The 24,995-nt window shown below is 45.4% G+C and carries 19 protein-coding genes; 6 read left to right on the top strand and 13 right to left on the bottom strand.

Translation table 11 applies throughout. From position 1 onward, the window contains the following. Positions 1 to 370 precede the first annotated feature (370 nt). The 3 genes from ACF8EG_RS21075 to ACF8EG_RS21065 all read right to left on the bottom strand — a co-directional run bounded on the left by ACF8EG_RS21075 (position 371) and on the right by ACF8EG_RS21065 (position 4,562). Positions 371 to 1,741: a DASS family sodium-coupled anion symporter gene (locus tag ACF8EG_RS21075; protein ID WP_015296581.1), complete on the bottom strand. Its 1,371-nt coding sequence runs from the start codon at positions 1,739 to 1,741 to the stop codon at positions 371 to 373. 232 nt (positions 1,742 to 1,973) lie between these two features. Continuing rightward, positions 1,974 to 2,708 (bottom strand): vancomycin high temperature exclusion protein, encoded by a 735-nt coding sequence (locus ACF8EG_RS21070; RefSeq protein ID WP_005462605.1) that lies wholly within the window; start codon positions 2,706 to 2,708, stop codon positions 1,974 to 1,976. Positions 2,709 to 2,873: 165 nt separating this feature from the next. Beyond that, entirely contained in the window at positions 2,874 to 4,562 is a 1,689-nt protein-coding gene (locus ACF8EG_RS21065; RefSeq protein ID WP_005462599.1) for an NAD-dependent malic enzyme, read from the bottom strand. Positions 4,563 to 4,776: 214 nt separating this feature from the next. Here ACF8EG_RS21065 and ACF8EG_RS21060 point away from each other — a divergent pair, with 214 nt between their 5' ends. From ACF8EG_RS21060 to ACF8EG_RS21045, 4 genes are all read left to right on the top strand, one after another. Beyond that, positions 4,777 to 7,131: a helicase-related protein gene (locus tag ACF8EG_RS21060; protein WP_069505073.1), complete on the top strand. Its 2,355-nt coding sequence runs from the start codon at positions 4,777 to 4,779 to the stop codon at positions 7,129 to 7,131. A gap of 185 nt (positions 7,132 to 7,316) precedes the next feature. Next, on the top strand, positions 7,317 to 8,075 hold the full coding sequence (locus tag ACF8EG_RS21055; protein ID WP_069505075.1) for a phospholipase A: 759 nt from the start codon (positions 7,317 to 7,319) through the stop codon (positions 8,073 to 8,075). Between the two features lie 236 nt (positions 8,076 to 8,311). Next, the gene (locus ACF8EG_RS21050) at positions 8,312 to 8,689 is read left to right on the top strand and encodes a hypothetical protein (RefSeq protein ID WP_005462601.1); all 378 of its coding nucleotides are present in this window, start codon (positions 8,312 to 8,314) and stop codon (positions 8,687 to 8,689) included. 380 nt (positions 8,690 to 9,069) lie between these two features. After that, positions 9,070 to 10,743, top strand: a complete 1,674-nt coding sequence (locus ACF8EG_RS21045; RefSeq protein WP_069505077.1) for an alkaline phosphatase — start codon at positions 9,070 to 9,072, stop codon at positions 10,741 to 10,743. A 79-nt stretch (positions 10,744 to 10,822) separates the two neighbouring features. Here the strand turns inward: ACF8EG_RS21045 and ACF8EG_RS21040 are convergent, their stop codons facing one another. The 7 genes from ACF8EG_RS21040 to ACF8EG_RS21010 all read right to left on the bottom strand — a co-directional run bounded on the left by ACF8EG_RS21040 (position 10,823) and on the right by ACF8EG_RS21010 (position 16,780). Then, entirely contained in the window at positions 10,823 to 11,926 is a 1,104-nt protein-coding gene (locus tag ACF8EG_RS21040) for a phosphoribosylaminoimidazolesuccinocarboxamide synthase (protein ID WP_021449212.1), read from the bottom strand. A 203-nt stretch (positions 11,927 to 12,129) separates the two neighbouring features. Then, complete coding sequence (locus ACF8EG_RS21035) at positions 12,130 to 12,522, bottom strand: cell division inhibitor SulA (RefSeq protein WP_005462595.1); 393 nt, start codon at positions 12,520 to 12,522, stop codon at positions 12,130 to 12,132. 405 nt (positions 12,523 to 12,927) lie between these two features. Next, positions 12,928 to 13,113: a hypothetical protein gene (locus tag ACF8EG_RS21030; protein ID WP_005462602.1), complete on the bottom strand. Its 186-nt coding sequence runs from the start codon at positions 13,111 to 13,113 to the stop codon at positions 12,928 to 12,930. A gap of 177 nt (positions 13,114 to 13,290) precedes the next feature. Continuing rightward, entirely contained in the window at positions 13,291 to 14,268 is a 978-nt protein-coding gene (locus ACF8EG_RS21025; protein ID WP_069494842.1) for a J domain-containing protein, read from the bottom strand. Between the two features lie 76 nt (positions 14,269 to 14,344). Beyond that, positions 14,345 to 15,004, bottom strand: coding sequence for an OmpA family protein (locus ACF8EG_RS21020; RefSeq protein WP_005495535.1), 660 nt, complete (start codon positions 15,002 to 15,004; stop codon positions 14,345 to 14,347). Positions 15,005 to 15,191: 187 nt separating this feature from the next. Next, positions 15,192 to 15,887 (bottom strand): DUF2786 domain-containing protein, encoded by a 696-nt coding sequence (locus tag ACF8EG_RS21015; RefSeq protein ID WP_005462644.1) that lies wholly within the window; start codon positions 15,885 to 15,887, stop codon positions 15,192 to 15,194. A 212-nt stretch (positions 15,888 to 16,099) separates the two neighbouring features. Continuing rightward, positions 16,100 to 16,780 carry a DUF3334 family protein gene (locus ACF8EG_RS21010; RefSeq protein WP_005462648.1) on the bottom strand — a complete coding sequence of 227 codons (681 nt, stop codon included), beginning with the start codon at positions 16,778 to 16,780 and terminating at the stop codon, positions 16,100 to 16,102. Positions 16,781 to 17,044: 264 nt separating this feature from the next. On the opposite strand from ACF8EG_RS21010, the gene ACF8EG_RS21005 reads away from it, so the two are divergent. Continuing rightward, the gene (locus ACF8EG_RS21005; protein ID WP_069505079.1) at positions 17,045 to 20,083 is read left to right on the top strand and encodes an FAD-binding and (Fe-S)-binding domain-containing protein; all 3,039 of its coding nucleotides are present in this window, start codon (positions 17,045 to 17,047) and stop codon (positions 20,081 to 20,083) included. 68 nt (positions 20,084 to 20,151) lie between these two features. Next, the gene (locus ACF8EG_RS21000) at positions 20,152 to 20,613 is read left to right on the top strand and encodes an isoprenylcysteine carboxylmethyltransferase family protein (RefSeq protein ID WP_053816315.1); all 462 of its coding nucleotides are present in this window, start codon (positions 20,152 to 20,154) and stop codon (positions 20,611 to 20,613) included. Positions 20,614 to 20,717: 104 nt separating this feature from the next. On the opposite strand, the gene ACF8EG_RS20995 is transcribed toward ACF8EG_RS21000, so the two are convergent. The 3 genes from ACF8EG_RS20995 to hutU all read right to left on the bottom strand — a co-directional run bounded on the left by ACF8EG_RS20995 (position 20,718) and on the right by hutU (position 24,958). After that, positions 20,718 to 21,443 carry a DUF3581 domain-containing protein gene (locus tag ACF8EG_RS20995; protein WP_025552452.1) on the bottom strand — a complete coding sequence of 242 codons (726 nt, stop codon included), beginning with the start codon at positions 21,441 to 21,443 and terminating at the stop codon, positions 20,718 to 20,720. A 270-nt stretch (positions 21,444 to 21,713) separates the two neighbouring features. After that, on the bottom strand, positions 21,714 to 23,249 hold the full coding sequence (hutH, locus tag ACF8EG_RS20990) for a histidine ammonia-lyase (protein ID WP_020840463.1): 1,536 nt from the start codon (positions 23,247 to 23,249) through the stop codon (positions 21,714 to 21,716). A gap of 11 nt (positions 23,250 to 23,260) precedes the next feature. Next, on the bottom strand, positions 23,261 to 24,958 hold the full coding sequence (hutU, locus tag ACF8EG_RS20985) for a urocanate hydratase (protein ID WP_005462647.1): 1,698 nt from the start codon (positions 24,956 to 24,958) through the stop codon (positions 23,261 to 23,263). Positions 24,959 to 24,995 lie beyond the last annotated feature (37 nt).

Genomic DNA, 24,995 nt, shown 5'->3' with positions numbered 1-24,995 from the left:
ATAGCATGACGTTCTAGCGATTCACACTTTTCGTTTAAACGCGCCGTTGTACTGAGCTTATGAAAGCAAAGTATGACGGCTTTTTTGTGTCTACAGTTTGTGTTGGCAGGCTATTGAGTTCGATTGTTCATTGAAGCTGGTATGAGAGTTTGTTCAGGCTCTAAGAGTAAAGGTTGATTGAGCGCTAGGAATTCCCCCCTTTAGAGGGAAGAATGCAAAGTGAATCCGCCAATACGAGGTAAGAAAGAATAAAAAAGGTGGCCAACTGGCCACCAAGAGGGAAACTGCTGAACACCACTTTAGGGGAAGTTTGGGCTATCAATTCGATCACCGTGAACAGCAGTGTAGTGCTAATCGAGTCAGTGTTTCTTTACCAGAACAACCAAGCGAACAGTGTCAGTGCACCGATACAAGCAATGTTTAATACGAAGCCGATTCTCATCATTTCTTTTTGCTTGATGTGACCCGTACCGAACACAATTGCATTTGGTGGCGTTGCAACTGGCAACATGAAGGCACAAGATGCGGCTACCGCGATAAGCGCTGACAGAATCACTGGTGATAGACCAAGTGCTTCGGCAATGGTCGCGAACACTGGTACTAGTAACGCTGCACTTGCTGTGTTACTTGCAAACTCAGTCAAGAAGACGACAAAGGCAACCACAGAAAGGATAGTGAGTAATACACCTGCTTGCTCAAGGAAGCCAGTTAGGCTGTGCGCTAGGAAAACGCTGGTGCCTGTTGCTTTTAGAACGTTACTCAAGCAGATACCGCCGCCGAACAGGATCAGAACACCCCAGTCTGTTGTCTTTTCAATGTCCTTCCATTCGACTGCTCGAGATGCGCCTAGCAGCAAGATGGCACCAATCGCAACCAAGGTGTCGAATTTTGCAAAACCGCCAAGCATGGTGTTGATCGGCTTGCTGAAAATCCACAAAGTGACGGTAAGTAAGAAGATTGCCAGTGTGACCATTTTGCCGTTCGTCCACTCAACAGGTTTGTGGTCAAGTTCAAACTTGTGGCTCAAATCTGGCTTGGTCATGGTGTAAAGAACCAAAATCGCAATTGGCATCAAAATCAAAGAGATTGGCAGACCTAGCTTCATCCATTCCGTGAAGTTCAAACCTACTTCGGCCGCAGCAATCGCGTTTGGTGGGCTACCAACTAGCGTAGCGATACCGCCGATAGAGGCACTGTAAGCAATACCGAGAAGAACGAACAAGAATGTGTTGTGGTTTTTCTTCGCGTCCAGTTTCGTCATGACACCTAATACCAAAGGAAGCATCATCGCGGCTGTTGCTGTGTTGGAAATCCACATTGAAAGACCTGCGCTCACACCGAACAGCATAAATACCGCGACAGACATTCGACCACGAGCAATCAGCAACACTTTGTCAGCGAGTGCTTGGTCAAGTTTCTGCTTGTGCAACGCAGCGGCGAGAGCGAAGCCACCCAAGAACAAGAAGATGATTGAGTTCGAGAAGTTATTCAGTGCTGTTTGGGTGTTAAATACGCCCAAGAAGACGGCAAGCATCGGGATCAGCAAAGCAGTAATGCTGACGTGAATCGCTTCTGTTAACCAAAGAATCGCAACAAAAACTAAGATGCTGATGCCGGTTACGACTTTTGGTTCAAAGGGTAGGGTATTAAACAAGATAATGAACAGCAGAATGTTGGCATTCAAAATCATGCTGTTGCGAGTGAAGAACCAATTCTTCAGTGTCACAGCGAGTGCGGTCATGGGTGTGCTCCTTTTGCATTGCCTTTTTGTCGGTTTTTTATGGCAAGGTAACTGACTTGTAGTTATTTATTGATTAAATGTTACTGCGAATGCGAAGGGCAATTTGGCCTGAATCGTAGGCGAAATAAGAAAATGTGAGGTTGAGATTTAGAAATGGGTAGAACTCTACCCATTTGTTTTTAACGAATTGTTATTCATGTGTGACGTGATGCACGAAAATGGTGCCAGCCGATTATTCTATAGGAATGTTGCGCTCAGCATTTGATGCTTCTGTTGGGTCTTCTACCGCAAGAATTGGCTCTTGAGGGCCAAGGAAGCGTGGTTGCGTATTCATTACGTAGAGATCCAAAAATGCTTTCACACGAGCAAGCAGTTCACGAATTCGCATCGAAGTTTTCTGTTTGTTCGCCGTTGGGCCTGCAACCGCAAGACACTGTGCATCAATATTATATGCATCGGCAATGAACAACGCGCGCTCACAGTGAAAGCGTTGAGTCACGATCAAAAAACGCTCTGAGGCGAAGATCTTTTTTGCTCGCACGATGGAATCCAAAGTCCGAAATCCAGCGTAATCGAGATGGATGACTTCTTCTGGAACGCCGGCTTTAAGCAGATCTCGTTTCATGGTCCATGGCTCATTGTAAGAGCGATGTGCGTTGTCTCCGCTAAGCAAAAACTGTTTCACTTTACCTTGTTTATAAAGCTCGATCGCTGCATTGATACGATGAGTGTAATAGGTGTTGAGTGTCTTTCCGATGTATTTACTCGTACCAAGCACCACCGCAACTTCGTGCTGGGGTATTTGGTCGTAATCGATAAAGATATTGTCTTTGGCCTGCAATGCGACCCAGCGGTCGATGGCAACGACAGACAGGAGGAGTCCAAATAAAGAGATCGACAAAATCAAAGCAATTCGCTTCCACGAACACTTAAGCTTCCACTTTGACCTTATACGAGAAAACAGCAAAACGTCTTATACCCTTTAATAAATGTGTATTCCTCATCATATCTGATAGAAACAAAAAGAGAGAAGCCCATTTATGCCAAAATCTGGTTAGGATGATAAAAAACAGCTTAAAAAACAAAAGCCCCTACAGAGTAGGGGCTAATAATTATACAAGTTGTCTCAAGCTTAGAATGCTGTGCGTTTGTAACGGCGGTAAACTGGCTGCCAGAACGCTTGGTCAATGGCATCGTTTAGCGCTTCGTCTGTGATTTCCAGTGCCACACCTTGCTCGATTGCTTTCTTCGCAACGGCAAAAGCAATCTTCTTCGATACTAGGTGGATTTCTTCCAAAGGTGGTAGAAGTGCACCACGACCATTAATCGCAAGTGGAGAACATGTAGCCAGCGCTCGGCTTGATTCCATTAGCATTTCGTCAGTCACGCGTTTTGCGTTAACCGCTAAAACGCCAAGACCGATACCTGGGAAGATGTAGCTGTTGTTACATTGTGCGATAGGGTAAGTGCGACCTTCGTGAACCACAGGATCAAACGGACTACCCGTTGCCACTAGCGCTTCACCGTTTGTCCAACGGATGATGTCGTTTGGTGTTGCTTCAACACGGCTGGTTGGGTTTGATAGCGGGAAGACAATCGGACGCTTGCAGTGTTTGTGCATCTCTTCGATTACTTCTTGGCTAAATAGGCCAGGAGCACCTGATACACCAATCAGTACCGTTGGTTTCGCGTTACGCATTACATCAAGTAGTGAGAAGCCATTTCCTTCATTTTCCCACTCTTTTGTGTTGCTGTGTTTTTGGACCAAACGCTGTTGGAAATCAAGCAGGTTAGGCATACCTTCTTGTAACAGACCCCAACGATCGACCATGTAAACTTGAGAGCGTGCTTTCTCGTCAGAAATCCCTTCCGATACCATTTGCGCAATGATCGCTTCTGCGATACCACAACCCGCAGAACCCGCACCTAAGAAAGTGATGCGCTGTTTAGAAAGCTGAGTACCCGCCGCTTTACATGCAGCCAGTAGAGAGCCTACGGTTACTGCTGCCGTACCTTGAATGTCATCGTTGAAACAACAAATACGGTCTTTGTAGCGCTCTAGTAGAGGCATCGCATTTTTCTGCGCGAAGTCTTCAAACTGGATAAGTGCATCTGGCCAACGGCGTTGTACCGCTTGGATGAATTCTTCTACAAATGCATCGTAGTCAGGGCCCGTAATACGAGGATGACGCCAGCCCATGTACATTGGATCAGCAAGACGTTGAGGGTTGTTTGTACCCACATCCAGAACGATAGGCAATGTGTAAGCAGGGCTGATACCACCACATGCGGTGTACAGAGAAAGCTTACCGATAGGAATACCCATACCGCCGATACCTTGGTCACCCAAACCTAGGATTCGTTCGCCATCAGTCACAACAATCACTTTTACGTTGTGGTTGGCTGCGTTGTTTAGCAGGTCATCGATACGATCACGGTTCGGGTAAGAGATAAATAGACCACGACCACGACGGTAAATGTTCGAGAAGTTCTCACACGCAGCACCAACGGTTGGCGTGTAGATGATCGGCATCATCTCAGAAATATGGTTTTGTACTAAACGGTAGAATAGGGTTTCGTTGGTATCTTGGATATTGCGCAGGTAAATGTGCTTATCCATGTCGCTTTCGAAACTCTTGTATTGTTGGTAGGCACGTTCTACCTGTTCTTGAATTGTTTCTGTTGTCTCTGGAAGCAGACCTTCTAAGTTGAATGAACTACGTTCTTCAGCAGAAAAAGCACTGCCTTTGTTCAATAGAGGGGTTGCCATAAGAGCCGGACCCGCATATGGAATATATAGTGGGCGTTTATCGTTGTTCATTGGGTGCCTTAATGTAGGGTTGAAGGATGCGCACGAAATTTTAACGGGTTCACCATTTAGTTGTAAACATGCGTTGACGCACATCAATGTAATGTCGCAAAAAAACTCGTTTACCGACGAAAATATCGTCAATATTTGTTGTAAGAGATACCTAAAGCAGGATTTTTTCACTTGGGTATAATGCTCAGCATTATCACAACAAAATCCATTCTTTATGTTTCAACTGCCTATCGATAGCTTACAAGCTGAATTTGACCAACACGTGAAGCACCACCACCTCGTTGTGGAAGCAGAAACGGGTTCGGGTAAGTCAACACGCCTTCCTCTTTGGGCGGCAAAGCACGGACGTGTTTTGGTCATCGAGCCACGTCGAATTGCTTGTACCTCATTAGCTGAGTTTCTTGCGGAGCAATCTGGTGAGCCGATAGGTAACAAAATTGGTTACGCGATCAAGCTGCATGCGTATTTCGACGAGAACACGGAAGTCGTGTTTGTGACGCCGGGTGTAGCGTTGCGTTGGTTTGCGGAAGACAAACTTGCAAGCTTCGACATCGTGATAGTGGACGAATTTCACGAACGTCGCTGGGACATTGATCTACTAACCGCAATTTTGAAGCAAGAAAATCAACACCGCTTGATTGTTACTTCCGCCACATTAGAGGGCGAAAAGCTCGCACATTATCTTAATGCTCATCGTCTTCGCTCAGAAGGGCGTTGCTTTCCCGTCTCGGTAACTCATCGAGTTATAGACAGTCGTCATCTGCCCAATAAAAAAGGGTGTGAAAATGACGTCGTGAAAGCAGTAAAAGAAGCCCTTGAAGATGAAGAAGGCGATATCTTGGTGTTCCTACCTGGTCGCAAAGAGATCACTCAGTGCGCGCAGATGTTACAGCACTTGGATGATGTGCTGGTGGTGAAGCTTCACGCTTCGGTCAGTGATGAAGAGCGACACCGAGCCTTAACCGTTCAAACGCAGCGTAAAGTGGTGCTGGCAACCAATGTCGCGGAAACTTCACTTACCATTCCCAATATCCGTGTTGTGATTGATAGCGGTTTAGAGCGAAGAACGGTTCAGCGCAACGGACGTACCGCTCTAACACTCACCAACATTTCTAAAGCCAGTGCCGCTCAGCGAATGGGTCGTGCAGGGCGCGTAGCAGAAGGCACCTGTATCCGTTTATTTGGCGAGCATGCTCCACTAGAGCTGGTCACGCCACCGGAGTTGCATCGTGAAGAGCTGGTGGAGCCCATGCTGGCGGCGGCGTGTTGTGGTTATCGTTTGTCTGAGCTGCACTTTCTTGATGCGGTTCCAGAAAAGTCCTTGAACGCTGCACTTTCTTGTCTACAGGCTATGGATGCGTTAGATGACAACGGTGACGTAACTGAGCACGGCCAAAAAGTTTATCCACTGCCAATTGACGCGTTATTCGCCGATCTGGTGACTCGTATTCCGACCAAAGCCGAAAAAGAAGCCATGATCGATTTAGCGGCAGCGCTCTCCGTGCCTGCACAGCTGTATCAACTGCAAAGGGGAGAGGCAGCAGAGGCACTAGAGCGAGAAGAACCTTTGGGGTGTGACGCGTCGCTAATGATTCGGTTGGTGCGTGGAGAACAGCTTCCTGCTGTGATTGTTGATACCAGTGTGCTGGAAGAAGCGCAAGGCTTAGCAAAGCAGATGCGGGACGTATTTGAATTGCCTCAATTGAAAGTGGCTTCGCGTTATCGACGAGATCAACTGACTCAAGCGATAGCGGCTTTGCATCCTGAATTGGTGTTTGTGCGCAGAGAGCGTCGCCGAGATGCACTTGGCAATGGTTCGATGGAAATGGTCGTTGGTCGAAACAGTCGTTTTCCGGATAAAAGTGAAGCGGCTTTGGTGCTAGATAGCCACAGCGTACCGGGTAGGGGAGTTAAACAAACGCTCAACCTTGCATCTGTCATGATGCCGATTTCGCTCGAACTCATTAAAACGCTCGAACTGGGAGAGTGGCAGCAAGGTGATACTCAATACGAAGATGAGACTCCGCTAGCAACTATGCACTTAGTGTACGCTGGTCGGACAATATTCACCGAGCATCAAGCGTTACAAGGTGAAGTGGCGATTCAATCTATTGCCGACATGATCGAACAAGAAATGTTGTTGCCAGGCTTTGCTCCATTGCGAAAACAACAAATTCAACACTGGAAAATCTACAACTCCCTAGGTCTGAATACTGAACTGGTGGATAAGAAAGTCATTGATGAACTTTGTTTTTCTACTTGGCTGACTGAACAACTGGCAACGCTCGGCGTTGAAAGTGTTGATGACATCGAGTTGTTCGAGGCCGATGACCTTCCATTTGAAGGCATTCCCGAGTGGGAATACAACGACTTCACAGAGCAGTACCCTCTGAAGCTCGTGTTAGCTGAGCTCAAGCTTGATGTGGAATATTTTGTGTCTCGCAAGTTGGTTCATGTCATCTACACAGAAGGAAATCGCAAAGGTGACCCTAAACGCTGGGAACTTCCTAGATGGGCTGGGTGGAAAGTTCAGTACAAAAAAGCCAGCCGTGTGGTAGATGTAAAATAAGCTTTTTATCAACGAGCTGATAACAATAGAGCTGTGTATCTGCGGCTTATTGTAAAATCTTCAGCTAATTATAAAATCCGGAATGAAAATTGCTTTAACCGCTTTTCCCTTGCTGTTTATTGTCGAAGTTATCGATGATAAGGAATGATATTGCCGCTTTATGGTTTGGCGGCAAAAGGATAACGATGAAGTATAAAGTAATTCCGCTCTTGTTGTGCCCCGTACTTGCTTACGGAAAAGACATTACCCATATCTCAACCTACGAAGACAACTACGTTCTAGGTACATACACCACAGACATCAACCAAAGCGCCTATAGCGAAATGGGCTCAGAGATGGATTCACTGCAAGATTTTGAAGTGAAGTTTCAGATCTCAGCATCAATTCCATTTTATCGCTTCAGCTCAGGCACTGCTTTGATGGGGGCTTATACTCAAAAGTCCCTATGGCAACTGGCAAACTCTGATATCTCCTCGCCATTTAGAGAAACAAACTACAAGCCGCAAGTGTTCTTAGCACATCAATCGAACATGTTGTTGTTCAATCATGTTGAAGCCGGTTACAAACATGAATCGAACGGTCAATCCAGTAAACTGTCACGCAGTTGGGACCGTCTATATGTCGCTGCCGAGCGTTTTTCTGGCCCAGTCGAGTATGGCGTACATGCATGGTGGGTGATTACCACAGAAAATGACGACATGGAAAATTACTACGCGCCTTACGAGTTGTGGGCGAAAGTTTATACCCGTGCGGGCGTGGTCAATACACGCGGTTTTTACAACTTTGCTGATGATAAAGGTGGGGTTGAACTAGGTTACACATTCTATTTCAATGACATTCTTGGTGTATATCTTCAAGGTTACCATGGCTACGGTGAAACGCTGATCGACGATGATCATTCTCAAACTCGTGTTGGGCTTGGTATTAAGCTGATGAATTTATAAGCTTTTGGTATTGACGCCGTCGCTTAAGCCCTGTTTTTAGTTTGCTGTTTGAAATATTAATCAATTGAATGCTTATATATGGCGAAGCTGTGCATCACTTGTTACAAAGCTGGTTTTAATATTTCCTTTTGAATGTAATTAAGGGCATAAAAGACTATTCTTTTATATCCCATTGCTATATCAAAATAGTTGAACGATATTTGGTATATCTCATTTTCGAGTGTCGGGGGCAGAGAATGGATCAACAAGGAAAGACATGCATTGAGTTCGACTACACCAGCTTTTTAGGAGCTACAGGAAGTAAGAAATGGACCTTCTTAGAGGCGTTCGCCACCATTGCGCCCATTTTTGGTTTGATGTGGAAGCAGAACATTGCAGAGTTGAGCCGACCGGAAGATCGACTCTGGGATGCGGCATTAAAATCGATGTCTTCACGTCAAAGTGACGAATCGAACTTAGTTCGTTTAACTCAGCTCGCGAAGCATGAAGGGATAAATGAATTACGTGTTGTCATGCCATATTCACTCGACTCAAAGCAGATTGAATATATTGAATCTCGCAGTAAGTTAAAGGTCGATGCGTCGGAGCAAGATGTTCTGAATATCAAGTTTTAAGCGTGGCCTTCTAATCTCACTTGTACGCTTAAATAGAATCACCACAAAAGCGACCTCTCTGGGTCGCTTTTTTCGTATCTCAAGCGCCATGCATTCCACCTGCTCTGTCTAGCTCATATTATTGATTGGCTTAGTCCAATGCCACTTTTGTTGGAAGTGTGATGAATATAGAGTATTTACGCTTAATTTAACAAAAATGTAACCTTTAGAAATGCAATTGTCATAACTAGCTTCTAACTTAGTGTTTTTAGGACAAATTACCGACCCAAATCATCGGCGCTGTGAGCTCGAATCAATACTCTTTTGTCTGCGGATAGGGAGATTTTTATTCGTTGCGTTATTTGGGCAAAAATAAAAACACAATAAGAAAGGAAGTCAGTATGTCTTTGTCTCGTCGAGACTTTATGAAAGTTGTCTCTTCAACCGCCGTTGCTACCGGTTTAATCGGTTGTGGCAGCGACGATAATGAATCCGTTGCCGTTAGTTTTGAACATGGTGTCGCCAGTGGCGATCCGACTCAAACACAAGTGATTATTTGGACTCGGGTGACTACAGCCGCGAGTTACGTGGATGTGAGCTGGCAAGTCGCATCCGACATAGAGTTTTTAAATGTCGTGCAAAGTGGCGTATTCACTACTGATACAGGACGTGATTTCACGGTAAAAGTGGACGTACAAAACCTCAACGCCAATTCTCAGTACTACTACCGATTTATGGTCGGTGAGATGATGAGTGAGGTAGGGCAAACTCAAACTCTGCCTGAAGATGGTGTAGAAAAAGCATCGATGGCTGTGGTGTCTTGCGCTAACTATCCAGCGGGTTATTTCCACGTTTATCACGAGATCTTAAATCAACATGAACAGTCGCCATTCGACGTTGTGTTACATCTTGGTGACTACATTTATGAATATGGGACTGGAGGTTATGCCAGTGAAGATGCCGCAGCATTAGGGCGTGAACCGAGCAAAGGTACAGAATGTATCACGCTGGACGATTACCGAAAAAGATACGCCCAATATCGTCAAGATGCCGATCTGCAAGCATTACATGCCAAACTGCCCATGATTGCAGTTTGGGATGATCACGAGTTAGCTAATGACACATGGAAAAATGGCGCAGAGAACCATCAGGACGATGAAGGTCGCTTTATCGACCGTCGAGCCGCCGCTGCGGCTGCATGGACTGAGTGGTTGCCAGTTCGTGAGAATACATTCTCAAACATGTTGATTTATCGTCAGTTTTCGTTTGGCAACTTAGTGAATCTCATGATGCTCGATACGCGCCTTGTCGGTCGTGATAAGCCGTTGGATTACTTCTCACTCAGTGCACCAACAATGGAAGCCATCGGTGGGTTAGTTGCTCAATCACGCAGTGCAGACAGAGAGCTGCTAGGCACTGAACAACTTGCTTGGTTGATGAATGAATTCAACACGCACGATGCAAAATGGAACGTTTTAGGCCAACAAGTTTTGATGTCGCGAATGGAGCTACCAAGTTCAGTGATGACGGCGATGTTCCAACTGTTTACGTCAACAGAAGAGAAGAAAACAGAAGCGTTGTTGGCGGTCAATACAGCGATCACGGGTTATCTTGCCGATCCAAGTGCAGATCCCATTTCTCTGCCTTACAACCTCGATGCTTGGGATGGTTACTATGTCGAGCGTGAAAAAGTTTACCAACTGGCCAAGGCAAGCAGTGGCAATTTTGTGTGTTTAGCGGGCGATACTCACAACGCGTGGGCAAGTGAGTTAAAAGATGTGTCAAACAATCCGATAGGGGTCGAGTTTGCGACGAGCTCGGTGAGCTCTCCGGGGTTAGAAGAGTATTTGGCGTTGGAACCGGTGGCGATTGCTCAAATGGAATACACCTTGCCGCATTTAGTCTCCGAGCTGCAATGGGCTGACATCAAACAACGTGGCTTTATGCGAGTGACCTTTACTGCTGATGCCGCTCAATCGACGTGGTACTTGGTGTCGACCATCAAAGACAAAAAGTATCAGGTGACGACGAAGTCGGCGTCTACGACAAACGGCACAACGTTAGATATTATCTAATCTAAACTTGCGAAAAAGTAAAAGTCCGCTCATCAAGGCGGACTTTTTTATTGGCAATTTTCAATCAGCTTTCAGATAGCTAGTCGATCAAACCGTATTCTTTGCTGAGAATTTCGATGATTTCAGCTTTTGGATTTTCGCTTAGCGTAATTGGTTTACCTGTAATTTTCTCGGCGATACCAATGTAGGTTCTTGAAATATCCATCAAAGATTCAACAGGAAGATCGTTATCGCGTGCAAGAGCTTCGCGCTCTGGCATACGTTCTTTGTTTAATAAGATATCTGGGTCAGGGAAGTGGTTAAGTAGGAACTGACGGAAACCTTCTTTCGAGTTTTCAACGATGTTACCTGCTTGGTACTCCTTTGCATCCCAAATACGAGAAGAATCTGGCGTGCCAACTTCATCCATGTAGATCAGCTTTTCATTACCTGCGGCGTCATGAACATAACCAAATTCGAATTTGGTATCGACAAAAATTTGATCGATTTCTTCTAACGCTTGGCTGATAACGTTAAAGCCTTCTTTCAACAGTTTTTCGTACTGAGCGATATCTTCTGCGCTTGAGAAGTTAAACGCTTCATAGTTGTCCACGATATTTTGGCGAGTGATGTTCACATCGTCTGCTTCTGGTACACCAGGAATGCCTTTTAGGATGCCTTTGGTTGACGGCGTCATTAGCAAATTCGGTAGTGCTTTATCTTTTTCTAACCCTTCAGGAAGTTGAATACCACAAAACTCGCGCTCACCATTTGCGTATGCACGCCACATGGAACCAGTGATGTATTTACGGCAGATTGCCTCAATTTTTACCGGTTTTGCTTTTTGAACGATCCAAACAAATGGGTGAGGAATATCTAAGATGTGGCTGTCAGCTAAGCCGTTGTCTTTAAAAAGCTTAAACCAATGATTTGAAATGGCATTCAATGCGGCACCTTTACCCGGTACACCTTTAAGCCCACCTTCACCATGCCAAATACAATCGAAAGCAGAAATACGATCGCTGATCACCATGATGGCCAGGGGCGCATCTGGTGCGACATCGTATCCTTTCTCTTTGATCAGTCGGGCACTGTCTTCTTCAGTTAACCAGTAAACTGAACGAACTTTTCCGCTATGTACGGGTTTGTGGGTGCGAATTGGCAGGTCGTCATTGACGGCAAGTACTTGATTAGCAAGGCTCATTGCGACATTCCTATCATCTTAATCAAACGTCTTAAGGAGAAGATATTCAGCGGAAAATATCAGCTGAATAAATCGAATGAGGGCATCATACCAGAACTATTTTAACTCGCCAGAGAAAAAGCAAACGTTTGCCTCTTTTCTTTAATACAAAAAATGCCCCCTTAAGAAGGAGGCGAGATGCAGGATGGATAACGTCGATCTTGTTAGTGATACTGGTTTACTCTGCCTTCGACGAAAAAGACTTCACATTGATAACGCTGAGCGATGTCACGCAACATGGATTGATTCATAAGAGCAATTTTGTTTGATGCGACAACCGCGCTGGCATTGCCAGACTGAATGGCTTTGATAACGATTTCGACTTCAGAAAGCTGTTGAGACGGCTTCATCTGAATAACGTTTTTGCAGCAAATATTGGAAGCAGTGAGTTGCTCAAAATCAGGACGAGGACACTCAGCCGTAAACAGAATCCATTGTTTTTGCTGTGACAATACTGCCAACTTAGAAAGAAGCTGATCAGACACATCCATTGGTTGAGTGGTTTGTGCCAGTACGTTGTAACGTGAGTATGTACGAGATTGACTTTGTAACTGCATCTTACTGTTCCTTTATACATGCTGTATGTGTATACAGTAGTTTATTTTGGGTATCTGATCAACCCATTTTTACTGATGAGTACGTGAGATAACGCTCACTGATATTTGAATGATTTGTTTAAGATATTGATTTATAATGAATTGCTTTTGTTCTTGATATGTTGGGTATGGATTGAAAAGTGTGAAGTTAGCAACATTATCCGAGTGGTATATACGGGTGTTTACTACTGTATATACAGTGCTTTTGTTGGTGTTATACAGTGGTTTTTGATGGTCGATACAGGTATGAGTCACACGATGAGCATGTTTACGTCGTGATTATGGGGAAGAGATGTGAATCATAAGCGATCAAAAAAGCGCCCTAAAAGGCGCTTTTGAAAATCAGTTCCATTGATTCTAACCGGGTTAGCTCGCTCGCTGTGCCATGCGCTCACGCATTTGCATTTCGCCTTGGTTAAACAGACGAACATCGATCTTCGCCATGTCGTAGCAGGCTTGGCAAGAGTGATGATATTTGCCATCTACATAATCGTGACGAGTAACAAAACTTGGTTTTTTACACCAATCGCAGGTGCCTTCTTCAGTGAACATTGATTTTCTCCCCACCTAGATAAATATGAGTCGTTAGGTGTTATTTTTCGCCGGGCATTATGGCATGAAAAAGAGATTGACGTTAAATGTCTGTTAATTTGTTTGAGAGCGAGATCGATTGCGAACCTTGTTTTACTTAGACTTAAAGCTAGCCATCAAGCGCCCTCTAGTTGTGATTTACGATTTTGTAACATTTTGTGAGATGATTTTAAACGCCTGGTTCAAACGTTTCATTTCTTCTTCACTTCCACGAGTATCTGGATGATAGAGTTTTGAAAGTTGTCGATAGCGGAGTTTCACTGCTTGGTTATCAGGAATGGTTTGTGGTGTGTAACCAAACATCGCGCAGGCAACCGCAACTTTATGATTGTCGGATTGGCTGCGAGTCTTTTTAAACTCTTTGAATACTTTCTCCAACTGACGCTTCAATTGTTTATTCGTGAACTCTAACTCTTTTACTTTTGCATTAAGTTGCTGAGTTTGGTTTGCCTCTTGGGAAGACTGTGCGGCCAAGGCTCGTTGCTGCTTTCTTAGAACTACGCATCCACCGAAGCCTGCTAGAGCGATCACCAATCCACCAATAGCCAACCACATAATCGTGCCATTATCAGACGTTACGGTTGATTGTGGAGCGACAGGCTGCTCTTCTTTTGTCGCTTCTTTATCTAATTCGACAATTTCGGAGACTTGCTTTGCACGCAGTTGATTGAAGCGCTCTTCGAGATAATGATTGTAAGCTTCTTCCGCTTGAGGGTTGGTGTCCGAGGCTAATTGGTACCACGCCTCAACGAGATCGCTGGTGGTGATGTCTTTTTGGTGATGCTGAACAAAGTCCGCTAACAAAAAACCGCGGTCGCGAGGGTCATTCAACGCTACAGAGGTAAACCAATACGTTGCCTGTGGGTAATTGACCGCACCGGTCAATCCTCGGGAATAGTCTTCGGCCAGCTGTTTCTGCGCAGGTAAGTAGCCCTGGCTTGCGGATTGCTCTAGCCAATAGCGAACATCCGATGGCGAATCTGATTTTGGAGAAAGAGCCAGTTGCTGCGCCAGTTCAAATTGTTCTGCTGGGGATGTTGGTGTTTGGGAAGCAAGTGCAGATACAGAAAGACAGCTGCTTAACGTAAAGGATAGGGCGATGGTTTTGAATGACATTGAATGTGTCAGGCCTAGCGTAAGTTGCTAGGCCTGCTCCGGTAATTTTTGTTATTACCGTTATGGTGCTACCAAATTACTTCAGTGGCAAGATCTGGATTTCAACACGGCGGTTGCAAGCACGACCTTCAGAAGTTTGGTTTGAGCAAATTGGATTGCGCTCACCGTAGCCACGTGCAATTGCACGGCCTGGAGCCACTTTTTGAGACACTAGGAACTGACGAACAGATTCCGCGCGACGCTCAGAAAGCGTTTGGTTGTATGATTCGCTACCAGTGCTGTCTGTGTAGCCATCAATGACTAGGCTTGTATCTGGGTATTCAACCAGAATACGAGCAACACCACGTAGAGTATTGTGGATGCTTGCATCCAGTTGGTATGAGCTTGAAGAGAAGCCAATGCCATTTTCCATGCGAAGTAGAAGTTGGTTTTCACCTACACGTTGTACTTGTACGCCAGAGTTTAGCAACGCACGACGTAGCTCTGCTTCTTGTTGGTCAAAGTAATAACCGACGCCTGCTCCAGTAGCACCGCCTGCCGCCGCACCAATAAGAGCATGTTTACGACGTTCTTTTGCGTTATCACCAGTTGCCAAACCGATCGCTGCACCAGCAATAGCACCAATTAGCGCGCCTTGCGTGGTAGAGTTCGTTTCGTATTCACCCGTTGTTGCATTTTGGCGTTGAGTAGCTTGACAGCCTGTAAGAGCTAGCACTAGTGCCAGTGCAATAGACATCTTTTTCAAGGGAAAATCTCCGTATAAAACTGAGGCGAAAGAGTGCCTCATAATGGGATGCGAATTATGAATCAGTAGATATTGATATTTGTTATGCGAAAGTAAGATTGATAGAAAGCTGTGTAAGAATTTTCTTATAACGCTCAATATCAACCCACTGTTACGTATCTAGTTGAGTATGTTGCGCTTACTTCGAGGTGTTGCCCAACATTTTTCTGGCTTGTTCTCCACCGACACCACGGTTTACAGAGACTTTTCTGCCTTTCTTTAATCCGACTTCGTAGTCTTCAGTCAGATTCTTCATGGCTTCTCTTAATTGTTTTTTGAACGTTTCACGGTCGATGTTCTGAAACTCTTTATCAATGTAATCATTGATTTTGTTTGCAGACTCTTCATCTGGTGAGATCACAGGTAGCTTTTCAAGTGCGCCTTCTACCCAGCCAGAAACAAAAGAGTTAACGCGACGAGTCACTTCCATTGAAGACGTACCAGAACCTGCAAAGCTATTACGGAACTGGCCGGTGCTTTCATTCAATTCTCGATAGATGATGTCGAAAGCAAAGGCAGCAAAGATCGCGCGATCGGCTTCACCAATAAACTCAACGCGTTTAAGCCCTTTGTGATTCAACAAGACGGCTTCAACACCAAACTTAGTGTTAATGCCACGAATCACGCGCAATAGGGTAGAACTGATGTTGGACGGCAACAAATGGGAAGATTGAGTTTTTCCCATTTTGATAAACTCAATATCGTCTTTGTCCAAACCATATTTGAGCATAAGGCGATGCGCCATCTTGATGGCGTTTGCCGCCTCATTCACGTTGGCGGAGTTACCCAGTTCCAAACACTTGGCGATTTTTTTCAGAGCTTTTTGTTTATCCATCGACAACCAGTAACGAAAGCAGAAAATTTACGAAGTCAGACATACTACCTTTTTTGACATAAAAACGAAATACAAGGCGAGGTGGAAGTGGTTTCTTCCGAGAAAAAATAAGCCTCGCGAGGAGCGAGGCTAGGCGTTTTTAGGTCGTCTTAATCAGGCGAAACGATATTACCTTATCGAGATGACTTCTCTTGGGATGGCGTGTCTGACGGTTACAAACCCAGTTGGCTCAGTAAGTCGTCAGCGTCATCTTTAGAGTTCGAAGATTCCGACTCTTTTTCTGCCATGTTTTTACGCGCGGCTTCTAAGATGTCATCTGGGTTTTCATCTTCTGCAATTTCAAATTCTTCAAGCTGGATGAACTCTGTTTTGTCCATCGCTAGCTCTAAATAGAAAATGTTGTTGTTCGCGGTCGAGAACGTCACACGACGTGCTTGAGGGCGATCCAAATTGGTATCAACTTGCAAAATTACCTGTTTGTTCAGTGCCAGCATCTTCGGCTGGTTTTGCGTGATGTTGGTTTGCAGTTCTTTACGGATTTTATTGGTAAAGTCACCGACCAATTGGTTCATGAGTTCACCCAATACGTCTGCAACTTCATCAGAAGTATGGGAGATAGCCAGTTCTTCTTCTGGCATGCCCATGTTACGCATGTAGTTGGTGTAAATCTCTAAAGCGGCTTTTGCAGTAAAGTTAATCACTACAAGTCCGGTAAATCCGCCATCAAATAGGACAAAACAGCCAAAATCTGGTTTGAGGCTGGTCTTGTTGATCTTTTGAACCATTGCGGAGTAATTAACTTGAGAAGAGGTGGCCGAAGTAAGAACGCCAGAAACAGACTGGCAAAGTTTTAGAAGGATATCTTCCGTGGTAACAACTTTATTTTTTTTCATTCTGAAAGCTCATCTAGAAACGCGATTTCTATCCCAATGTAAGGCATCAAGCCTCAAAAAATAAAGCATAAGTTTAATTATTGTATTGAGATTCTGATTTGATCGCCTTTTTAAATGTTGTAAAGTGACGAAATTCAAAGAATATTACTCCTCTCACTTTTTTTGCGGCGTCTTGTTGTGCTGATAGCTGCGCTGTATGAGAAATGAGCAAATAATTAGATAACCCGCAGCTGATGGGATCAGCGTCGTAGGGGCAGGAAGCAAATGTTACCAAGATTACACTCGCAAACTGATGTCGATCCTCTTGTTCTTCGTTTTCTGAAAGAGCTTGAACAAGCCGGATTCACTGGCGACATCGAAAGCCAATATTCAAGTCGTTTAGCCGTCGCTACTGACAACAGCGTTTACCAGCAACTTCCTCAAGCAGTCGTCCATCCTCGAACGACTCAAGATGTTTCTCTCATCGGAAAACTGAGCAATCAAGAAAAGTACGAAAGAATCACGTTCTCCCCTCGTGGTGGCGGTACCGGTACAAATGGCCAGTCGCTGACCAAAGGCATTGTGGTGGATTTGTCTCGCCACATGAACAAAGTATTGGAAGTGAATGAAGATGAAGGGTGGGTTCGCGTTCAAACTGGTGTTGTGAAAGATCAGTTGAATGATGCGGTTCGTCCTTACGGCTACTTTTTCTCTCCAGATTTGTCGACCAGCAACCGCGCAACGATTGGCGGGATGGTGAATACCGACGCCTCTGGTCAAGGCTCTCTTAAATACGGGAAAACGTCTGACCATGTACTGTCGTTGCAAGCGGTGTTTGCTGATGGCTCGATTTTGGAGTCTGATTTGTCTCATGGTTATCCAAAAGAAGACGAGTTTGCCGCTACGGCGTTACAAGTGACGGAATCAGTTTGTCGAGATAAACGCCAGCAGATCGTGGATAAATTTCCTCCTCTCAACCGCTTCCTAACGGGCTACGACTTAAAGAACGCGTTAAATGAAGAGGATGACCGTTTCGATATCACACGAGTGCTGTGTGGAGCAGAAGGCTCATTGGCGTTTATTACGGAAGCGAAGCTAAATCTGACGCCAATTCCGAAAGCGCGTACCTTAGTTAACGTGAAATACAACAGCTTTGACTCTGCACTGCGCAACGCGCCATTTATGGTCGAAGCGAAAGCACTTTCTGTCGAAACTGTTGACTCAAAAGTACTTAATCTCGCGAAGCAAGATATTGTCTGGCACACCGTGAGCGATTTGATCACCGACGTGCCAAACAAAGAAATGCTTGGCATCAATATGGTGGAATACGCAGGGCAAGACGAAGAAGAAGTTGCTGCACAGGTCGCGGCGTTAACCGCCAAACTCGATATCATGTTGGAAACAGAAGAAGCGGGCATTATCGGCTACCAAGTTTGTAACGATGTAGCGAGTATTGGACGTATCTACAACATGCGTAAAAAAGCGGTGGGTTTGTTAGGCGCTGCAAAAGGCCGTGCTAAACCGGTCGCCTTCGCTGAAGATACGTGTGTACCACCAGAAAACTTGGCTGATTTCATTGTAGAGTTCCGCGAACTATTAGATAGCAAGTCTCTGAATTACGGTATGTTTGGTCACGTTGATGCAGGGGTGCTGCACGTGCGTCCTGCGTTGGATTTGTGTGACCCGCACCAAGAAGCATTGATGCATGAAGTCTCTGATGAAGTCGTTAAGCTGGTAGCGAAATACGGCGGCCTGATGTGGGGAGAGCACGGAAAAGGTTTCCGTTCGGAATATGGTCCGGAGTTCTTTGGTAAAGAGTTGTTTACTGAGCTTAGACGAGTAAAAGCTGCATTCGACCCACACAATAAAATGAACCCAGGTAAAATCTGTACGCCATTTGATAGCGATGCAGAGTTGGTAAAAGTAACCGACACCAAACGTGGTTACTATGATCGCCAAATTGACGTACAAGTACGTGACAGCTTTAAGCAAGCGATGGAATGTAACGGTAACGGTTTGTGCTTTAACTACGATACCAGCTCGCCGATGTGTCCATCGATGAAAGTGACGGCTGATCGTCGTCATTCGCCAAAAGGGCGCGCTGGATTGGTTCGTGAATGGTTGCGTCAGCTTACTGAGCAAGGTATTGATATTCTTGACCTAGAAAAGCAAACGTTAGAAAACAAAACATCGATCAAAACCATGATTGATCGTGTGCGTCATTCCATTAATCGTCGTCACGAATACGATTTCTCTCATGAAGTTTATGAAGCAATGAACGGCTGCTTAGCGTGTAAAGCGTGTGCGAGCCAATGTCCGATCAAAGTGGATGTTCCAAGTTTCCGCTCCCGCTTTTTAAACATTTATCACTCGCGCTATCAGCGTCCGGCAAAAGATTATTTGGTTGCCAACATTGAAACCATGCTGCCAGTGATGGCAAAAGCACCAGCAGTCGTGAACGGCGTATTGAAACAGTCGTGGGTTAAGAGTTTAACGGCTTCAACAGTAGGGTATGTGGATGCGCCGTTGCTGTCTGTTCCTACGTTGAAACAGCGCGTAGAGTCGCTGACAACGCCGTATGATCTGCAAGCGTTGAGTGGTTTGTCTTCGACTGAAAAGAGCAAGCACGTATTAATCGTTCAAGACCCATTTACCAGTTATTACGATGCGGACGTTGTTGAAGACTTCGTCAAGTTGGTTAAAAAGCTAGGTATGCATCCAGTGCTTTTGCCATTTAAGCCAAATGGTAAAGCGCAACACATCAAAGGCTTCCTACGTCAGTTTAAAGAGACCGCGGCTGATACGGCGAAGTTCTTGGCGATGGTGGCGGACTTAGACATTCCGTTGGTCGGCGTTGATCCGGCATTGGTGCTGTGCTATCGAGATGAGTACGCGGAAGTACTTGGTAGCAAGCGAGGCGATTTCGATGTGCTAACAGCTCACGAATGGCTGTACCCAAGGTTGGAAGCGTTTGAAGCCGCAGAGCAACGGGAAAACCAGGAACCGTGGTACTTGTTTGCGCACTGCACTGAAAAAACCAAAATGCCGAACGCAGAGAAAGAATGGGGCGCTATTTTTGCCCACTTTGGCGCGGTATTGAATACAGTACCGGTTGGTTGTTGTGGCATGGCGGGTACATTTGGCCACGAGGTGGATAAGCTGTCGATGTCGAAAGACATATACAATTTAAGTTGGAAACCAAACCTAGATAAGTTAGATAACGAAAGATGTTTGATTACTGGTTATTCTTGCCGAAGCCAAGTAAAACGCTTTGAAGGAACAAAGCCTAAGCATCCCGTTCAAGCACTGTTAACTTTGGTATAATGACATCAAGCCCAGTCTAACTGGGCTTTTTCCCAATGATGAACATTCCATTTCAAAGGATCTGAACCTTGAGAAAACTTGAACTCAAAGTCCCACCTGTTGCGGTGTTTATGCTGGTCATACTCTTGATGTACGGGCTTAAAGTCTTGACGCCGAGCATGAACATTCGAGTGCCCTTTGTTGAGTTTGTAGTCGGCGCACTAACTTTGTTGTCTGGCTACATGGGGATTGCCGGTGTATATGAATTTCGCAAAGTAAAGACTACCGTGAACCCAGTAAAACCTGATGCAGCATCTTCCGTTGTAAGAACTGGCGTGTTTGCCTTCTCACGTAACCCAATGTACATGGCGTTGTTACTGCTCATCATTGCGGTGGGTTTATGGTGGCAACATTTAGGTGTGGTGCTTTGCGGTGTGTTGTTTGTCAGTTATATGAATCGATTTCAAATCAAACCAGAAGAACAAGTATTGGAAAGGTTGTTTGGTGAGGAATACTTGGATTACAAAAACCAAGTTCGTCGCTGGATTTGAATACCGAGCTGCTATCGACTCATTTTTTAAGTAAAAAGAAAGCCCAACTTAATCGTTGGGCTTCCTTTTTGGTATCCGATTGTTATCGCTAATTCGGCAGTCTGTTACGCTGCCTTAACGAACTTTGCTAGGAATGCATCCTTACGCTCATTAAAGCGGTGTACAAGGTCGTCAACGGCTTCTTGATCGTATGGCTTCAAACCACTCGCTACCATGCGTTTAATACCTTTACCGACCACTTCACCGTCTTCTTTGAATGCGAAGTTCAAAGTCACCACGCCGCGCTTACCATCTACATCAAACGTCGCACCAGTGAAATCCACTTCAGGATGTGTAAGGTCTAAGCGTGAAAATTCCACTTCCATGCTTTCATAAATAACCAGTGGACGCTGACAGTTGATCATCATTTGTTTCTCTTCCATAAGAGGAACCATGATGTGCGGGAAGTTCATGCCAGAAAACTGCACGTAATTTGTTACCACGTGCTCAATAAAAGCTGGGTTGTGGTTGGTATCGCCTTCACGAGACATGTGTAAGTATTCTTTGCCTGCCTCATCTACGACTGCGCTTTCTTTTTCACACTTATTTTCAATATGCAGCTCAATGCCATCATTTACCATGCCAGAGAAACGAAAGCGCATTTTTTGGCTGATGCCTTCTTTACTTAGTAGAACGGCAAATAGCAGGTCGCCAGGCACACAAAAGCGTTTGTTATCTTCATCATGAATAGGGTTGTAATCACCAGCCACGCGCTTAGCAAAGTGACTTGCCTGTTCGCGAGTGAATTGAAATTGATGATTATTGTTTGAAAAATAAGGTGTTAGAAACATAATTATTAAGTAGTAACCAAAACTGTAAGGGATTATATGCGAATATCTGAGTAGCAATGGTCCATCCAGTAGAAAGTTCACTGCATTTTGACAATGTGCACCCAAATCAGCAGATAAACGTTTAAAAACACATGCTTGAATCGCTTATCCATTTATGATGCTAATAAGTGCGTTGTGCGACTCTGATATCACTCACGAATTGTTAAGAGTATAGACACAAAAAAGGCCCCACGAAGAGGTGGAGCCTAGACTGAAGTTTGCTTCTACAGATTAATGTACGCTTGGCAGAAGGTTCTCTGGCATCAGTGCGTTATGTAGAGCAAGTTTCAACAATGTGTTTGCTTGCTCGATATCGGGTGCAAAGTAACGGTCTTTATCGTAGAACGACACTTTTTCACGCAACATCTGTTTTGCAATTTCGATTCGCTCAGACGATTTATTCGGCGCTCTGAAATCCAAACCTTGCGCCGCCGATAGATATTCGACAGCCAGAATGCCGCGAGTGTTTTCACCCATTTCTTTCAGTCTTCTAGCCGCGAATGTCGCCATTGACACGTGGTCTTCTTGGTTTGCTGATGTTGGTAAGCTGTCTACTGAGGCTGGGTGAGCAAGGGTCTTATTTTCACTTGCTAATGCCGCAGAGGTTACTTGAGCAATCATGAAGCCAGAGTTCACGCCACCATTATCGACTAAGAATGGCGGCAGTTTTGATAGCGCGCTGTCGATGAGAAGTGCCATACGACGCTCGGACAAACTGCCGATTTCTGCAATGGCGAGAGCTAAGTTGTCGGCTGCCATCGCAACAGGTTCTGCATGGAAGTTACCGCCAGAGATGATGTCGTTATCTTCTGCAAATACTAATGGGTTATCAGAAACGGAGTTCGCTTCTACTTGCAATACTTCAGCGGAGTTGCGGATTTGCTGCAAACACGCGCCCATCACTTGCGGCTGACAACGCAGTGAGTATGGGTCTTGCACTTTTTCACAGTTGGTGTGCGATTCACCAATTTCACTCGATGTATCCAGTAGGTGACGATATGCCATTGCTGCATCCATTTGGCTACGATGGCCACGTACGCGGTGGATTCGAGGGTCAAATGGGCGACGGCTGCCTAGTGCGGCTTCTACAGACATGGCACCACACACGGTTGCTGACGCGAAAAGATCTTCAGCAATAAACAGACCTTCTAGCGCGAATGCTGTTGAAGCCTGTGTACCATTGAGTAACGCTAAGCCCTCTTTTGGCGCTAGTGTAATAGGCTCAAGACCAGCAATTTTTAGTGCTTCGTAGCCGGATACGATTTGGCCATTGTGACGTGCTTGACCTTCACCAAGCAGCACCGTACTCATGTGGGCTAGGGGAGCCAAATCGCCTGAAGCACCCACTGAGCCTTTTTGAGGAACGCATGGATAAACTTGTGCATTGACCAAATCAATCAACATGTTGATGACTTTCAAACGAATGCCAGAAAATCCACGAGCCAAGCTGTTGATTTTTAAAACCATCATGAGGCGGACGGTTTCATCAGACATGAATTTGCCGATACCCGCAGCGTGAGATAAAACAATGCTTCTTTGCAGCGTTTCTAAGTCTTCCGGTGCAATTCGAGTGTTTGCCAAAAGACCGAAACCGGTGTTGATACCATAGACGGTACGATCTTCCGCAATGACGCGATCGACGACTTGAGTACTTTCTTCAATGCCCGGAATGGCCTCTGAGTCTAAAGTAAGGTTGACCGGGGAACGGCTCACTTGACGCAGTTCGTTTAAGCTAATATGACCTGGCTTTAGCGTTAAATTTAACATCTCTTTCATCCTTACTTGAGCTTCTTCAATTCTTCGTTGAGCATTGGTAAATCCAGTCCTTGCTCGGCTGCACATTGTTTGGCGATATCATATCCAGCATCAGCATGACGCATTACACCCGTTGCAGGGTCGTTATGCAGTACGCGAGCAATGCGTTGAGAAGCATCGTCACTACCGTCACAACAAATGACCATACCCGAGTGTTGGGAGAAGCCCATACCTACGCCACCACCGTGATGAAGTGATACCCATGTTGCGCCGCCAGCAGTGTTCAATAATGCGTTTAATAGTGGCCAGTCTGATACTGCGTCAGAGCCGTCCATCATGCCTTCTGTTTCTCGGTTCGGGCTTGCTACAGAGCCTGAATCTAAGTGGTCGCGACCAATAACGATAGGAGCTTTCAGCTCACCATTTTTCACCATTTCGTTGAACGCTTGACCAAGGCGCTCACGATCTTTCAGACCTACCCAACAAATACGAGCCGGAAGACCTTGGAACTGAATACGTTCACGCGCCATATCTAACCAGTTATGCAGATGTGGGTTGTCAGGAATTAACTCTTTTACTTTTTGGTCGGTTTTGTAGATGTCTTCTGGATCACCAGATAGAGCTGCCCAACGGAAAGGACCAATGCCTTCACAGAATAAAGGACGAATATAAGCTGGAACGAAGCCTGGGAAATCAAACGCATTTTCTACGCCTTCTTCCAGTGCCATCTGACGAATGTTGTTACCGTAATCGAGAGTCGCCGCGCCACGGCTTTGCAGATCAAGCATCGCTTGCACTTGTACTGCCATGGATTTCTTCGCTGCTTTTACAACAGCGGCTTCATCTTGCAGACGCATTTCTGCTGCGTGAGACATGCTCCAACCTTGTGGTAGGTAACCATTTAGTGGGTCATGCGCAGAGGTTTGGTCAGTAACTACATCTGGTGTGATATTACGCTCAACAAGCTCAGAGAAAACGTCGGCCGCGTTACCTAGAAGACCTACAGATACTGGCGTGTCCGATTCGGTGATGATTGCGAGTGCTTCGTCTAGGGAAGTCGCTTTTTGGTCAACATAACCAGTACGCAGACGGTAATCGATACGTGATTCGTCACACTCAACGGCAATCATTGAGAAACCTGCCATGGTGCCCGCAAGTGGTTGAGCGCCACCCATGCCACCAAGACCACCAGTTAGAACCCAGCGACCTTTTGCATCGCCGTTAAAGTGTTTTTTCGCAACTGACACGAAGGTTTCGTAAGTGCCTTGGACGATGCCTTGTGAACCGATATAAATCCAGCTACCCGCGGTCATTTGGCCGTACATCATCAAACCTTGCTTATCAAGCTCGTTGAAGTGTTCCCAATTTGCCCAATGCGGAACCAAGTTTGAGTTAGCAATGAGCACACGCGGTGCGTTTTTGTGGGTTGGGAAAACACCCACAGGTTTACCCGATTGCACTAAAAGCGTTTGGTCATCTTCGAGTCTTTCTAGTACTTCTACAATCTTGTCGTAACATTCCCAGTTTCGTGCTGCGCGACCAATGCCGCCGTATACCACTAATGAATGTGGATGTTCTGCCACATCAGGATCTAGGTTGTTCATCAGCATACGAAGTGGGGCTTCTGTAAGCCAAGATTTTGCGCGCAGTTTATTTCCGTGAGGTGCACGAATTGTTCTGCTTGTATCAAGTCGTGGATCTTGTCCCTGGCGCTGTGTCATTTTCAGACTCCTTTAGTTTCTCGTGATGACCAAGTGC

The sequence above is a fragment of the Vibrio sp. YQ_11 genome (assembly GCF_043103065.1).
Classification (GTDB): domain Bacteria; phylum Pseudomonadota; class Gammaproteobacteria; order Enterobacterales; family Vibrionaceae; genus Vibrio; species Vibrio parahaemolyticus.
Note: the sequence above shows the minus strand (reverse complement) of the source record. Positions and strands in the feature narration are given on the sequence as shown.